The sequence below is a fragment of the Aliiroseovarius sp. YM-037 genome (assembly GCF_048060095.1).
Lineage (GTDB): Bacteria > Pseudomonadota > Alphaproteobacteria > Rhodobacterales > Rhodobacteraceae > JBLUOA01.
This window is the reverse complement of sequence record NZ_JBLUOA010000002.1, coordinates 440,576-454,799: the sequence shown is the minus strand read 5'-3', so window position 1 is coordinate 454,799 and position 14,224 is coordinate 440,576. Positions and strand designations below refer to the sequence as shown.

Genomic DNA, 14,224 nt, shown 5'->3' with positions numbered 1-14,224 from the left:
AAACCAAAACGCAGGAGATAACCCATGCTTACGAACACAAGACACCTTGTGCTGGTCGGGCTTCTCGCGGCCCTTCCGAGTTCAATCGCCGCGCAGACTGCCGATCAGCCGGATGTGACAACTGATTCAGGCGCAGAGGTGACCGATGCCGCGCCAGAGGCCGAAGCTCCACCGGCACCTGTCGAAGGTCAGATCATACTGCAAAGCGAGAACACAATACTCGCCGATGATCTGATTGGCTCGCGTGTTTATTCAGAGGCCGGAGATACCGTCGGTGACATCAACGATCTGATCGTCAATCTTGACGGCACCGTTGACGGTGTCGTGATCGGCGTTGGCGGCTTCCTCGGCATGGGCGAAAAGGCCGTGGCTGTTGAGATGAGCGCGCTTAACGTCGCAACTGACGCCGAAACTGGATCGGTCCGTCTGATGCTAAGCGCCACGCGCGAAGATCTTGATGCGGCACCGGTGTTCAAGACCGCCGCTGACCAAAAATCCGAAGCACAAGCCGAAGAGATGCAACAGCAACTGGATGAAGGCATAGCGCCGGCGGATACCGCAACCGCCAACAACTGACGGCGGCGCGTTTGCGGCGCGGTCAGCCCCGCGGCCTTTGCGTTGCGAAAATCGGCCGTGCCGGAACAAATCTCTGGATAAGAGAGTGATCGGCTGACGAACTGCCGTTGCTTCGCGCGTATTTTCCGGGGTTTGGTGGAGCCTAGGGGAGTCGAACCCCTGACCTCTTGCATGCCATGCAAGCGCTCTCCCAACTGAGCTAAGGCCCCGTTCGCGGATCACGAACCGTGAGCCGCTATCTAGGGTGTCGCGGGGTTCAGATCAAGCGAAAACCCCGCGGAAAATCAACTTTCGTCGTCGTCCGCCGCGACGTCGGCAATCTCATCAAGCGAGACATCATCGCCGTCGTCATCGTCTTCCAGAACGTCGTCGCCCAGATCTACATCTGCGTCGTCGTCATCTTCCAGAACGACTTCTTCTTCGACGGCGTCTTCGGTTTTCTTGTCGGCCTTGTCGGCAACCATCGTGCGAGAGCCTTTGCCTGTATCAAGCACCACAGTCTCGCCCGTGTAGGGGCTGACGATCGGGTCTTTGTTCAGGTCGTAAAAGCGTTTGCCGGTTGTCGGGCAGAGGCGCTTTACACCCCATTCTTCTTTGGGCATGAATTTTCCCTTCAATCTACGACATCATGTTTTCGGAGTCGCAGCCAACTGCCACAACAGGCCAAGGCTGTCAAAGGCTTTTGAAGAAGATGCGTCGGTTTGACGAAAACGGATGATCCTGTTCGTGGAACGCGCTAGAGCTATGACAGGCAGGGTTGAAGGGGCAGAGCGTGATCCTTGAGGGGAAACCACCGGTTAAAGTGACGCTGAAGCGGTCCGCGCGGGCGCGGCGGCTTTCGTTGCGGGTGTCGCGGCTGGATGGGCGCGTGACGCTGACCCTGCCGAAGCGCCTTCCAATGGCGGAAGCCGAGGCGTTCGCCCGCGAAAAGGAATCGTGGCTGAGGCGGCAATTGGATAGCCAGCCCGATGTGGTTCCGGTTGAGTTTGGTGGCACGATCACCGTTGAGGGGGAGACGCTGTGCATCGCTCCGGGGCAGGGGCGTAGTGCGCGGGTTGAGGGCGATCGACTGCTGGTGCCCGGACAACCCGAAACCGCTGCAGCACGGGTTCGCGCGTTCCTGAAACTTCTCGCGCGGGATCGTTTGGTGACGGCATCGGACAAATATGCCAACGCACTTGGCGTTCGCTATGGGCGCGTGACGTTGCGCGATACGCGGTCCCGCTGGGGGTCGTGTTCGTCCGAGGGCAACCTGATGTATTCTTGGCGACTGATCCTCGCGCCGCCTGAGGTGCTGGACTATGTCGCTGCGCATGAGGTCGCGCATCTGGTTGAGATGAACCATTCGGCCGCCTACTGGAACGTAGTGACGCGCCTGCTGCCGGACTACCAAGCGCCGCGTCGCTGGTTGCGCGTCAACGGGGCGGAGCTTCATCGTTACAGGTTTGGCGATTGACCTTTGCCTGCGTTTTGTGATCACAATGTGCTATGCTAATTCAGCCTCGCCAGAATGAACCGGCGACGGCGGCCCATGACCGGGTTTACCGTCAATTGCGGTCGCAGATCATGTATGGGGAATTGCCGCCAGGAGAGCCGCTGACGTTGCGGGGACTTGGCAAGACCTTCGGCGTATCGATGACCCCGGCGCGGGAGGCTGTTCGACGGCTTGCGGCGGAAGGGGCGTTGACGCTGAGTTCGTCGGGCCGCGTCACGACGCCATCCCTGACAAATGAACGGCTGGAGGAGTTGGCCGCGTTACGATCCCTTATCGAGACGGAACTGGCGACCCGCGCCCTTCCGCGTGCGCATATCGCGCTGATCGAGAGGTTGCAGACCATCAACGGCACCATTGCCGAGGCGGTCGCGAAGCAGGACGCGATTGGCTACATCCGCACCAATCTGGAGTTTCACAGAACCCTCTATCTGCGCGCACAGGCCCCCGCGATGCTGGCAATGGCCGAAACCGTGTGGCTGCAACTGGGGCCGACGATGCGGGCGCTTTACGGACGGCTTAGCAAGACCGACCCGCCGCAGAACCACCGTCTGATTATCGCGGCGCTGCGGGCCGGGGATGAACCGGGGTTGCGGCTTGCGGTGCGTAAGGACGTGACACAAGGGCTGCGGCTGCTGGCGAACTGAGGGGACATCATGTCAGACATCTCGATCCGAGCGGCGCGCTCGTCAAAGGACATCGCAGTGCTGCGTGACCTCTTCCGGGAATACGCCGATTGGCTGTCGAACGATCACGGCATTAGCCTGGAGTTTCAGGGGATCGACGCGGAATTGGCCGGATTACCGGGCAAATACGCACCGCCGCGGGGCGAAGCTCTGCTGGCATTCGGGCCAGATGACGCGCCTTATGGCTGCATCGCCATGCGACCCTTCGACGATGAAACCTGTGAAATCAAACGGCTTTATGTGCCGCCCGTCGCGCGGGGGCAGACGCTTGGGAAGACGTTGGTCGCAGAAATTCTAACGATCGCCAAAGCCGCTGGGTATCGGCGCGTTGTCCTTGATACCGGCGGGATCATGCGGCCCGCCCAAGCCTTGTATGAGCGGTTCGGTTTCACCGACATCCCACCCTACTATGACAATCCGTATCCCGGTGTGCGCTATATGGGTCTGACCTTCTAGCGCCGCACCGGGGTAGGGATCAGGCGTGGATAGCCCCGTCGCCGCAGGCAAGTGCTGCTTCGCGGACGGCTTCGGAATAGGTCGGGTGGGCGTGGCAGGTCAGCGCCAGATCCTGCGCGGATGCGCCGAATTCCATCGCGACGCAAACCTCGTGGATCAGATCGCCCGCTGATGGCCCCAGGATGTGGCAGCCGAGGATGCGGTCGGTTTCCTTGTCCGCGAGGAGTTTGACAAACCCTTCGCCCTGAAACACTGCCTTTGCCCGCCCGTTGCCCATGAAGGAAAATTTCCCGACTTTATAGGCGCGGCCCTCATCCTTCAGTTGTTCTTCGGTCTTGCCGACGGCGGCTACTTCGGGCGTTGTGTAGACCACGCCCGGGATAACCCCATAGTTCACGTGGCCCTTCTTGCCTGCCATGACCTCTGCCACGGCCATGCCTTCATCCTCGGCCTTGTGGGCCAGCATGGGGCCGTCGATGCAGTCACCGATGGCGTAGACACCTTTGACATTCGTTGCCCAGTGATCGTCTGTTTTGACCATACCGCGGTCCGATACCTCAACGCCAAGGTCTTTCAGGCCGAGGCCGTCCGTGTATGGTTTGCGACCGGTCGCGACGAGGACGATGTCGGCGTCGATCGTCACCTCTTCGTCCTTTTTCTTGGTCTTGTAGGTGACTTTGGCCTTGGTTTTCAGCGCTTCGACGCCTTGAACAGCGGCGCCCATGACGAAGGTGAGCCCCTGTTTCTTGAGGGTACGCTGGAAGGTTTTGGCGATTTCGCCGTCCATGCCGGGGGTGATCTGGTCGAGGTATTCGACGACCGTGACCTCAGTGCCGAGGCGGGCATAGACGGAGCCCATTTCAAGGCCGATCACGCCCGCGCCGATAACAACCATCGACTTTGGCACCTTGCCAAGTTCAAGCGCGCCGGTCGACGTCACGACTACCTTTTCGTCTACCTCCACACCGGGGAGGGAGGACGCTTCGGACCCGGTCGCGATGACGATGTTCTTGGCCTCATGGACCTCATCACCGACCTTGACCTTGCCCGCCTCGGGGATGGAACCCCAACCTTTCAGCCAGTCCACCTTGTTTTTTTTGAACAGAAATTCGATGCCCTTGGTGTTCTGGCCGATGACGTCATCCTTGTAGGCCAGCATCGTTTTCCAGTCGACAGAGGGCGATTTGCCCTTGAGGCCCATCTTGGTGAAATTATGCTCCGCCTCGTGCAACATGTGCGAGGCGTGGAGCAGCGCCTTTGACGGGATACAGCCGACGTTCAGGCAGGTGCCGCCGAGGGTGTCGCGGCCTTCCACGCATGCGGTCTTCAGCCCGAGTTGGGCGCAGCGAATGGCGCAGACATAGCCGCCGGGGCCGCTGCCGATTACGATGACGTCATATTGTGCCATGGGTGACTCCCTCAGGTCAGAAATTCGGGTCTATGGTTCGCGTTCGGATCGCGTATCGCCAGTGTTTTGCCAAGTCTTATCGGGTTCCACTGCGTTCTGCCAGCGGGTTGAGGGGCTGTCTGCCCCTCTTGCGCCTGCGTCGCAATTCACCCCGAGGATATTTTCGGAAACTGGTGGCATGGATCAGATCAGCGCGGCAAGAAGCATCAAGGTCGTCGAGACGAAGCCGGCGAGCCAGATGAGTGAACGCCACGGACGCCAGCCAAGCGCATAGGCCGGAATGTAGAGCACCCGCGCGGCGAGATAGGTGAAGGCGCAGGTCGTGGTGAACCAGGTCGACTGGTCAGAAAGGGTGATGACGACCACCGCGATCGTGAAGAGCGCCAGACCTTCGAAGTGATTGTTGAGCGCGCGGTAAAGGCGGGCTGTCGGAATGCTCACCAGATCCTCGATCCGACCGCCCATCCGCTCGGGATCGCGCGGGCTGAGCGTCTTGGCGGTGCCGAGTTCGAGATTGGCCGGAACGATGACCAGCACATACTGGATCACTTGAAGAAGGGCTGCGAGCGTGAGGGCGGTGAGTTCTGGGGTCATTGGACTACCTCAACTATCGATCGTGATCGGCGTTCCGTCCGGGACCAGCGACCAGATTTCCTGCATTTCGGCGTTTGTGACCGCGATACATCCATTCGTCCAGTCCCACATGCGATGAAGAGGGCCGAGAAACCCCCAGCCGTTCAGCACGCCGTGGATCATGATGTTTCCGCCGGGGCTGACACCGTGGGCGTCGGCATGGGCGATGTCGGCCTCGTTCGGGTAAGAGATATGCAGGCTGAGATGCGCGACTGAGTTCTGGTTGCGCCAATCAATCACATAAGTGCCTTCCGGGGTGCGTTCGTCACCTTCCTGTTGCTTATGGTTTTCCGGCGCGGCGCCGAGGGAGATTGTGTAGGAGCGGATGATCTCTCCGCCTTGTAAAAGGTCAAGCCGTCGGTCGGACTTGTTGACGTGGATGGCATCGGCCCATTCGGTTGAGGCAGCCATCGGCGGCGGAGTGCCGGAGCCGATGCGCACCATGACCTGGGTGTAGGCGATGACCGCGACAGGTAGCAGGAGCAGGGTGATCAAGAGGAGGCGGAGGCGCATGTCCGGACCCGCTACGATCTGTCGTCAGATTGAGGCCTACCATAGTAGGCATCAATCCAAGCAGGGTCTGTGTCCTCGGTTTCATGCAGAGATACGTCGAGTATCCCATTGTTCAGCGCGACCGCACAGAGGTGCAAAACTGGCCCACCAGAAAACTTGATAGCGGCACTTCCCTCATCCTCGGACGTGACGCTTTCGATTGTTTGTCCGACCAAGGCTGCTGCCATTCGCGGGGTGAACGCAAAGTCAGACACTCACAAATCCATCAGCAAACGCCGCGGGTCCTCCAACGCTTCTTTCACGCGAACAAGGAACGTGACCGCGCCTTTGCCATCTACGATCCGGTGGTCGTAGGACAGGGCGAGATACATCATCGGGCGGATCACGATCTCTCCGTTCACGACCATCGGGCGATCTTGGATTTTGTGCATTCCGAGGATGCCGGATTGCGGGGGGTTGAGGATCGGCGAGCTCATTAGCGATCCGTAGACGCCGCCGTTTGAGATGGTGAAGCTGCCGCCCTGCATCTCGGCCATTGACAGTTTGCCGTCGCGGGCGCGGACACCAAGCTCGTTGATCTTCTTTTCGATCGCAGCGAAGGACATTTGATCGGCGTCGCGCACCACGGGCACGACAAGGCCGGTCGGGGTGCCGACGGCGATGCCCATATGCACGAAGTTTTTATAAACCACGTCGGTGCCGTCGATCTCTGCGTTGACCTCGGGGACTTCGTTCAGGGCGTGGCAGCAGGCCTTGGTGAAGAACGACATGAAGCCGAGTTTGACGCCGTGCTTCTTCTCGAACAGGTCCTTGTATTCTTTGCGCAAGTCCATAACCGCGCCCATGTCGACCTCGTTATAGGTGGTCAGCATGGCGGCGGTGTTTTGCGCGTCTTTCAGGCGACGGGCGATGGTTTGGCGCAGGCGGGTCATCTTGACCCGTTCCTCGCGAGAGGCATCGTCGGCTGCTACTGGCGCACGGGGTGCTTGGGTGGCGGGCGTGGGCGCTCCACCACCAGCTTCGGCCTTTTGCGCGTCTTCCTTCATAATCCGCCCATCGCGGCCCGTGCCTTTGACGGTTGCGGGGTCGATGCCTTTTTCGGCCATGATCTTATTGGCGGAGGGGGCGTTTTCGACGTCTTTGCCGCCGGAGTCGCCACTGCTTTCCTGTGCTGCAGGGGCGGCGTCGGGCTCAACCGTGCCATCGGCAGAGCCGGACATCACGGCGAGCTTGCCGCCCGCCTCAACCGTTGCGCCTTCGTCGGCGAGGATTTCGGTGAGGACGCCAGCGGCGGGGGCGGGCACCTCGACAGAGACTTTGTCGGTTTCCAGCTCACACAACATTTCGTCTTGGCTGACGGAATCGCCGACCTTCTTGAACCATGAGGCAACAGTCGCCTCGGTCACGCTTTCGCCGAGGGTCGGAACCATGACATCGACATTGCCGCCGTCGCCACCAGAGGATTTCTTGGGGGCTTCCTTAGCGGCTTCTTCCTTCGGCTTGTCGTCGGAACTTGCCGCGCCTTCGCCTTCTTCAAGCGTGGCGAGCAAGGCGTCGACGCCAACGGTGTCGCCTTCTTTCGCGACGATCTCGCCCAGCTTGCCTGCGGCGGGCGACGGAACTTCGACCGTTACCTTGTCGGTTTCCAGTTCGCACAGCATTTCATCGACAGCGACTGAGTCGCCGGGCTGTTTGAACCATGTTGCCACGGTCGCTTCGGTGACGCTCTCGCCCAAGGTGGGCACTCTGATTTCTTTAGCCATAATCTGTTACCCTTTTATCGTCAGCGCTTCATCGACGAGCGCTTGTTGTTGTGCTTTGTGCTGGCTGGACAGCCCTGTTGCGGGGGAGGCGGAGGCGTGGCGACCGACATAAGTCGGGCGCTTGGCATTGTTCTTGATGCGGCTGAGCACCCATTCGATATTCGGCTCCATAAAGGTCCAACCGCCTTGGTTCTTGGGTTCTTCCTGACACCAGACGACATCGGCGTTCTTGAAACGCTCAAGCTCTTTAACCATCGATTGCGCGGGGAACGGATAGAATTGTTCGACACGCATCAGGTAGACATCGTTGATGCCGCGACTGTCGCGTTCTTCCAACAGGTCGAAATAAACTTTGCCGGAGCACATGACGACCCGCTTGATCTTGCTGTCTGCCACCAGTTCGGTCTCGGAGTTGCCAAGTTGCGCATCGTCCCACAATACGCGGTGGAAGCTTGAGCCAGTCGTGAATTCCTCCGCCCGGCTGATCGCGAGCTTGTGGCGCAGCAGCGATTTCGGCGTCATCAGCACCAGCGGTTTGCGGAAGGTGCGGTGCAACTGTCGGCGCAGGATATGGAAATAGTTGGCCGGCGTCGTGCAATTCGCCACGATCCAGTTGTCCCCGCCGCACATCTGCAAGAACCGTTCAAGGCGGGCGGAGGAGTGCTCCGGCCCCTGGCCTTCGAACCCGTGCGGCAGCAGCATGACAAGCCCTGACATGCGCAGCCATTTCGCCTCGCCCGAGGAGATGAACTGATCGAACATGATCTGCGCACCGTTGGCAAAGTCGCCGAACTGCGCTTCCCACAGGGTAAGGGCGTTCGGCTCGGCCAGCGAAAAGCCGTATTCAAAGCCAAGCACTGCGTATTCCGACAGCATGGAGTCGATGACTTCGTAATGCGATTGACCTTCGCGGATGTTGTTCAGGGGATAATAGCGCCCCTCGTCCTCTTGACTGACAAGGCCGGAGTGGCGGTGAGAGAACGTGCCGCGGGTCGAGTCCTGACCGGAAAGGCGCACGGGGTAGCCTTCGGTCAAAAGCGATCCAAAGGCGAGCGCTTCGCCGGTCGCCCAGTCGAACCCTTCGCCGGTTTCGAACATCTTTTTCTTCGCATCCAACATTCGGGCCACTGTTTTGTGCAGCGGATAGCCGTCGGGCACGGTGGTCAGGGCGGTGCCGATTTCCTTCAGTGTTTTTTTGGAAATGGCAGTCTTGCCGCGCTGGTAGTTTTCATCCTTGCTGTCGAGGTGCGACCAGCGGCCATCAAGCCAATCGGCCTTGTTCGGCTTGTAATCTTTACCGGCCTCGAATTCCTCGTTCAGCATGGCTTGGAACGCGGCCTTCATATCCTCAATCTCGCCCTCGGGGATCAGGCCGTCGCGCACCAGACGTTCGGTATAAAGCTGCAGCGTCGTCTTGTGCGTCTTGATTTTCTTATACATGAGGGGGTTGGTGAACATCGGTTCATCCCCCTCGTTGTGACCGAATCGCCGATAGCAGAAGATGTCGAGCACGACATCCTTGTGGAACTTCTGCCGGAACTCGGTCGCGACCTTGGCGGCGTGAACGACGGCCTCCGGGTCGTCGCCGTTGACGTGGAAAATCGGCGCTTCGACCATCAGCGCGATGTCGGTCGGGTAGGGGGATGACCGGCTGAAATGCGGTGCAGTGGTGAACCCGATCTGGTTGTTGACGACGATATGCATCGTGCCGCCAGTCTTATGGCCACGCAGGCCCGACAGGCCGAAACACTCCGCCACCACGCCTTGCCCGGCAAAGGCCGCATCGCCGTGCAGCAGCACAGGAAGCACCTGCGTGCGTTCGGTGTCGTTCAACTGATCCTGCTTCGCGCGGGCCTTACCGATGACGACCGGGTTCACCGCCTCAAGGTGGCTCGGGTTCGCGGTCAGGGATAGGTGGACGGAGTTGCCGTCGAATTCCCGATCAGACGACGCGCCAAGGTGATATTTCACATCGCCAGAGCCATCGACATCCTCAGGCTTAAAACTGCCCCCCTGAAATTCGTTGAAGATCGCCTTGTAAGGCTTCTGCATCACGTTTGCGAGGACAGATAGACGCCCCCGGTGCGGCATCCCGATAATCACGTCGCGGACGCCAAGCGCACCGCCGCGTTTGATGATCTGCTCCATCGCGGGCACCAGTGCTTCGCCCCCATCAAGGCCGAACCGCTTTGTGCCCATGTATTTGACGTGTAGGAATTTTTCGAAACCTTCCGCCTCGACCAGCTTGTTCAGGATCGCCTTGCGGCCTTCCGTGGTGAAGGCGACTTCCTTGCCATACCCTTCGATCCGTTCCTTCAGCCACGAGGATTCCTCGGGGTTGGAAATATGCATATATTGCAGCGCGAAGGTGCCACAATACGTGCGGCGCACGATATCGATAATCTGCCGCATCGTCGCGATTTCAAGGCCAAGCACATTATCGAGGAAGATCGGCCGATCCATATCGCTGTCTTCAAAGCCATAGGTTTGTGGATCAAGCTCCGGCCGTGTTGTTTGATCCCGCATCCCCAGCGGATCAAGGTCGGCGGCAAGGTGGCCGCGGATACGATAGGCGCGGATCAACATCAGGGCGCGGATGGAGTCGAGCACCGCGCGCTGGATCTGGTCGTCGGTAACTTCAACACCCTTTTCGGCGGCTTTGGAGGCGATCTTGGACGTGGCACTTTTCGCTTCGTCCTGCTTCCACTGCCCGTCAAGCGCGGCGGTCAGATCGTCATTCGGCACCGGCGGCCAATCCATCCGCCCCCAACTCGGCCCCGACGCTTCGCGCTTCACATCCTGATCGGCATCCCCCAGTTCCTTGAAAAAGGACTGCCACGCCTCATCCACAGCGTTGGGATCGTTGGCGTAGCGGGCATAAAGCTGTTCGATATACTCCGCGTTGTGCCCTTGCAGGAAGGACGAAGCGGCGAATTGATCGTTGGGGGATTGTTCGGTCATGGGATTACCTCACTTCGGGAGCGATTTCTATTCCAATATACAAGAGCCGATTCGCCCGTCATGCTAAAAACCCTTCCGGGCGACGTCCGGCGGAAACCATCATGTAGCCATAGTTCAGGCTGGACCCGGAAATCTGCGTGGTGCGCATGTCCGGATGCAAGGGCGAGAGTTCAGCATGGAGTTGTCGGCTGTCGGGCTTAACTGATATCGTTACGCGCGGGCGCATATCTGAATAAGCGCCGACAGGAGACCAGGGAATGTAGGCGTGATACCCGCACGCCTCGGCTTTCGCCAATGTGCCGTCGATATCCGCAGTGCCGGTCCACGAAAATTGGGCATCGACCCAGGCAAGAAATTCCTCTCGCTGCGCGTCCTCACCGAACCACGTGAAATTTATTCGAAGTCCGTCGGGCCTTTTCCAGACCGGACCAGCGTCCGCGTGGCGGTCGGCCAGTCTTTCATTCTTGATAAAATCGTCAACCTTGGCTCGTATTTCGTCGTCGCCGAGGTCTGGCTTGTCGGCGATGAATTGTGCGGCGACACCTGTCCTGATCCGCAAGGGGTCAGAAACGAAATCAGCGCGTGCAAAACCATTGGCGCGCAGAAGATTTTCGCGGGTAGCATGATCGTCTTGCAGCGTCATTTCCCGGACCAGTTCCACCAACGCGAGAACGTCGTCCGGTGACAAGACCAAGTTGGGCTCATCTCCGGACGAATGCGGCGTCTGCGCGTTGGCATTCATTTGCCTACCCAATCGCCTTCACAACAGCTTCACCCAGACCCGCCGGGCTTTCCGCCACGACGATTCCGGCGGATTTCATCGCTTCGATCTTGTCTTCGGCGCCGCCCTTGCCGCCGGCGACGATGGCGCCTGCGTGGCCCATGCGGCGGCCCGGAGGGGCGGTGCGGCCGGCGATGAAGCCTGCGGTCGGCTTCCAGCGGCCTTTCTTCTTCTCCGAAGCGAGGAATTCGGCGGCCTCTTCTTCCGCACTCCCGCCGATTTCGCCGATCATGATGATGCTCTCGGTTTCGTCATCGGCAAGGAACCATTCCAGCACGTCGATATGCTCGGTGCCCTTGATCGGGTCGCCGCCGATGCCGACGCAGGTGGATTGGCCAAGTCCGACATCCGTGGTCTGCTTCACCGCCTCGTAGGTCAAGGTGCCGGAGCGGCTGACGACTCCGCACGATCCGCGCTTGTGGATGTGGCCGGGCATGATGCCGATCTTGCAGGCATCGGGCGTGATGACACCGGGGCAGTTCGGCCCGATCAGCGTGCTGCTGGAGCCTTCGAGCGCCCGTTTGACACGCATCATGTCAAGCACCGGAATGCCCTCGGTGATGCACACGATCAGCTCCATCTCGGCATCAATCGCTTCAAGGATCGAGTCCGCCGCGAACGGGGGCGGGACGTAGATGACAGAGGCGTTCGCCTCGGTCTTCGCCTTCGCCTCATGCACGGAGTCGAACACGGGAAGGTCCAGATGCGTCTGACCGCCCTTGCCGGGGGTCACGCCGCCGACCATCTTGGTGCCATACGCGATGGCTTGTTCAGAGTGAAAGGTGCCTTGCGAGCCGGTAAGGCCCTGACAGATTACCTTAGTGTTTTCGTCTACGAGGACTGCCATTTTTTGGAGTCTCCTTCAGTTTGTTGTTTCTTTTCTGCGCAGCACGATGGTGCACAGCGTAATTCCAAGAAGCGTTAGCGGGATGTGGACATAAACCAAGATTGCGATGAGGCCCCCACTTAGCCCATCGCTGCGCCCCGGGTGAGTGAGAAGGAAAATCGCAAACGGGAGAAGGACCCCCGCAAAAATAAGTGCGATCCGCAATGCCCAACGCCGGTTGAACGCGCTCTGCAAAGCAGCGATCATAACGACTGCGAGTATCGGAGGTCCGACAAGGATGAAGAGTCCGTCCATCTTGAGAATACGCTCTCGTTGTTTCAGTTAGTTCATTTTTCCTGTTTCCCGGCCATGTTCCGGGTATTCGCTAACGATCAAATCTCTCGGCTCGTGGCGTTCGGGGTAGAGATCTCCATGCATCCAGAGGTCGGGTCCGCTTCTGCCAAACGCCGCCGTTTCGCCGCGCCCCACAACGACATCCCAGGTGCGATCGAAATCATCCCGGCACGACCAGACCCAGAATTCCCGGCAAGAGAAGACAAGCTTCTCCCGGAGCACGAAATTTACGAAGTTGACGGCGTTTTCATCTCCGGCGTAACGACGCTGACAGTCGGCTAGGTAGTCCGACATTACATCAATAGAATACGGACAGTCTGTCCCCTCAGCCGGCGAAACTGAAGGCGGTCCCGAGTAGACCGGAAAACTGGATTCTTTGATGAGACTCACTGAATCCTCCATCACCTTGGTAGCGCTCGCTTCGGCGATCCGGGGCTCCGCCCGTGATTGGGCGAAAAGGTCCCCCGGACCTTTTCCAAGAAGCCCAATCACCCCTTCACCGCCTTCACGATCTTCTCGGCTCCATCCTTTAGATCATCCGCAGCGATCACGTTCAGTCCGCTGGTGTTGATGATCTCTTTGCCCTTGTCGACGTTGGTGCCTTCAAGGCGGACGACGAGGGGGACTTGCAGGCCGACTTCTTTCACTGCCGCGACCACGCCCTCGGCGATGACGTCGCAGCGCATGATGCCGCCGAAGATGTTGACGAGGATGCCTTTGACCTGCGGATCTGAGGTGATGATCTTGAACGCCTCGGTCACTTTTTCGGTCGTTGCACCACCGCCCACGTCAAGGAAGTTGGCAGGTTCGGAGCCGTAAAGCTTGATGATGTCCATCGTCGCCATCGCAAGGCCCGCGCCGTTGACCATGCAGCCGATCTCGCCATCAAGCGCGATGTAGTTCAGGTCGTATTTCGATGCGGCGAGTTCTTTCGGGTCTTCTTCGGTCTCATCCCGCAGGGCGGCGACGTCGGAGTGGCGATAGACTGCGTTGCCGTCAAACCCAACCTTGGCGTCAAGCACCTTGAGGTCGCCGGAGTCGGTGACGATCAGGGGGTTGATCTCAAGCATCTCCATGTCTTTCTCGACGAAGGCTTTGTAAAGCAGCCCCATCAGGCCGACGCATTGCTTGATCTGTTGGCCTTTCAGCCCCAGCGCAAAGGCAACGCGGCGACCGTGGAACGGCTGGTAGCCGGTCGCTGGATCGACGGAGAAGGAAAGGATCTTGTCAGGCGTTTCTGCTGCGACTTCTTCGATGTCCATGCCGCCCTCGGTCGAGCAGACAAAGCTGATGCGCGAGGTCTGGCGATCCACAAGCAGCGCGAGGTAGAGTTCGGTTTCGATGCCGGACCCGTCCTCGATATAAATGCGGTTCACCTGCTTCCCGGCGGGGCCGGTCTGATGTGTGACGAGGGTGCGGCCCAGCATCTTGCGGGCTTCCTCGGCAGCTTCCTCAACGGATTTCGCGAGACGCACACCGCCTTGCTCACCCGCTCCGGCTTCTTTGAATTTGCCTTTGCCGCGGCCACCTGCGTGAATTTGCGCTTTGACGACCCAAAGTGGCCCGTCCATTTCGCCAGCGGCGGTCTTGGCATCCTCGGCGCGCGTGACGACGCGACCGTCGGAAACCGGAGCGCCATAGTCGCGGAGCAATGCTTTCGCCTGGTATTCATGTATGTTCATGAAACTGTCCCATCTTTCTGCTGTTCCCGATCAACTAAGCGGACCTCGCCGCGGCTTTAAACGGTAAATTGCAAGAAAGGTGCGAAAAATGTG

At 59.4% G+C, this 14,224-nt stretch carries 14 protein-coding genes and 1 tRNA gene; 5 read left to right on the top strand and 10 right to left on the bottom strand.

The window, feature by feature from the left end; all coding sequences use genetic code 11:
- Positions 1-24: 24 nt before the first annotated feature.
- Positions 25-576 (top strand): PRC-barrel domain-containing protein, encoded by a 552-nt coding sequence (locus ACEWPJ_RS12875; RefSeq protein WP_416513502.1) that lies wholly within the window; start codon positions 25-27, stop codon positions 574-576.
- Between the two features lie 133 nt (positions 577-709).
- On the opposite strand, the gene ACEWPJ_RS12870 is transcribed toward ACEWPJ_RS12875, so the two are convergent.
- Together ACEWPJ_RS12870 and ACEWPJ_RS12865 are read right to left on the bottom strand one after the other, a co-directional pair.
- Positions 710-785, bottom strand: a tRNA-Ala gene (locus ACEWPJ_RS12870).
- A 75-nt stretch (positions 786-860) separates the two neighbouring features.
- Complete coding sequence (locus ACEWPJ_RS12865; protein ID WP_416513501.1) at positions 861-1,178, bottom strand: TIGR02300 family protein; 318 nt, start codon at positions 1,176-1,178, stop codon at positions 861-863.
- 170 nt (positions 1,179-1,348) lie between these two features.
- Between ACEWPJ_RS12865 and ACEWPJ_RS12860 the strand changes: the two genes are divergently transcribed.
- The 3 genes from ACEWPJ_RS12860 to ACEWPJ_RS12850 are packed head-to-tail and all read left to right on the top strand — an operon-like array spanning position 1,349 to position 3,210.
- On the top strand, positions 1,349-2,032 hold the full coding sequence (locus ACEWPJ_RS12860) for a M48 family metallopeptidase (RefSeq protein ID WP_416513500.1): 684 nt from the start codon (positions 1,349-1,351) through the stop codon (positions 2,030-2,032).
- Positions 2,033-2,064: 32 nt separating this feature from the next.
- Positions 2,065-2,715 (top strand): GntR family transcriptional regulator, encoded by a 651-nt coding sequence (locus ACEWPJ_RS12855; RefSeq protein WP_416513499.1) that lies wholly within the window; start codon positions 2,065-2,067, stop codon positions 2,713-2,715.
- A gap of 9 nt (positions 2,716-2,724) precedes the next feature.
- A complete protein-coding gene (locus tag ACEWPJ_RS12850; protein WP_416513498.1) occupies positions 2,725-3,210 on the top strand; it encodes a GNAT family N-acetyltransferase in 486 nt (161 codons plus the stop codon).
- A 19-nt stretch (positions 3,211-3,229) separates the two neighbouring features.
- Here ACEWPJ_RS12850 and lpdA read toward each other — a convergent pair whose 3' ends face one another.
- From lpdA to sucD, 7 genes are all read right to left on the bottom strand, one after another.
- The gene (gene lpdA, locus ACEWPJ_RS12845; protein ID WP_416513497.1) at positions 3,230-4,618 is read right to left on the bottom strand and encodes a dihydrolipoyl dehydrogenase; all 1,389 of its coding nucleotides are present in this window, start codon (positions 4,616-4,618) and stop codon (positions 3,230-3,232) included.
- Positions 4,619-4,801: 183 nt separating this feature from the next.
- A complete protein-coding gene (locus ACEWPJ_RS12840) occupies positions 4,802-5,212 on the bottom strand; it encodes an MAPEG family protein (protein WP_416513496.1) in 411 nt (136 codons plus the stop codon).
- A gap of 9 nt (positions 5,213-5,221) precedes the next feature.
- Positions 5,222-5,764: a L,D-transpeptidase family protein gene (locus ACEWPJ_RS12835; RefSeq protein WP_416513495.1), complete on the bottom strand. Its 543-nt coding sequence runs from the start codon at positions 5,762-5,764 to the stop codon at positions 5,222-5,224.
- Between the two features lie 254 nt (positions 5,765-6,018).
- On the bottom strand, positions 6,019-7,527 hold the full coding sequence (gene odhB, locus ACEWPJ_RS12830; protein WP_416513494.1) for a 2-oxoglutarate dehydrogenase complex dihydrolipoyllysine-residue succinyltransferase: 1,509 nt from the start codon (positions 7,525-7,527) through the stop codon (positions 6,019-6,021).
- A 6-nt stretch (positions 7,528-7,533) separates the two neighbouring features.
- Positions 7,534-10,488 carry a 2-oxoglutarate dehydrogenase E1 component gene (locus ACEWPJ_RS12825; protein ID WP_416513493.1) on the bottom strand — a complete coding sequence of 985 codons (2,955 nt, stop codon included), beginning with the start codon at positions 10,486-10,488 and terminating at the stop codon, positions 7,534-7,536.
- A 58-nt stretch (positions 10,489-10,546) separates the two neighbouring features.
- Entirely contained in the window at positions 10,547-11,230 is a 684-nt protein-coding gene (locus ACEWPJ_RS12820) for a hypothetical protein (protein ID WP_416513492.1), read from the bottom strand.
- 4 nt (positions 11,231-11,234) lie between these two features.
- Entirely contained in the window at positions 11,235-12,116 is an 882-nt protein-coding gene (sucD, locus tag ACEWPJ_RS12815) for a succinate--CoA ligase subunit alpha (RefSeq protein WP_416513491.1), read from the bottom strand.
- Between the two features lie 141 nt (positions 12,117-12,257).
- Between sucD and ACEWPJ_RS12810 the strand changes: the two genes are divergently transcribed.
- The gene (locus ACEWPJ_RS12810) at positions 12,258-12,731 is read left to right on the top strand and encodes a hypothetical protein (protein ID WP_416513490.1); all 474 of its coding nucleotides are present in this window, start codon (positions 12,258-12,260) and stop codon (positions 12,729-12,731) included.
- A 206-nt stretch (positions 12,732-12,937) separates the two neighbouring features.
- Here the strand turns inward: ACEWPJ_RS12810 and sucC are convergent, their stop codons facing one another.
- On the bottom strand, positions 12,938-14,131 hold the full coding sequence (gene sucC / locus ACEWPJ_RS12805; RefSeq protein ID WP_416513489.1) for an ADP-forming succinate--CoA ligase subunit beta: 1,194 nt from the start codon (positions 14,129-14,131) through the stop codon (positions 12,938-12,940).
- Positions 14,132-14,224 lie beyond the last annotated feature (93 nt).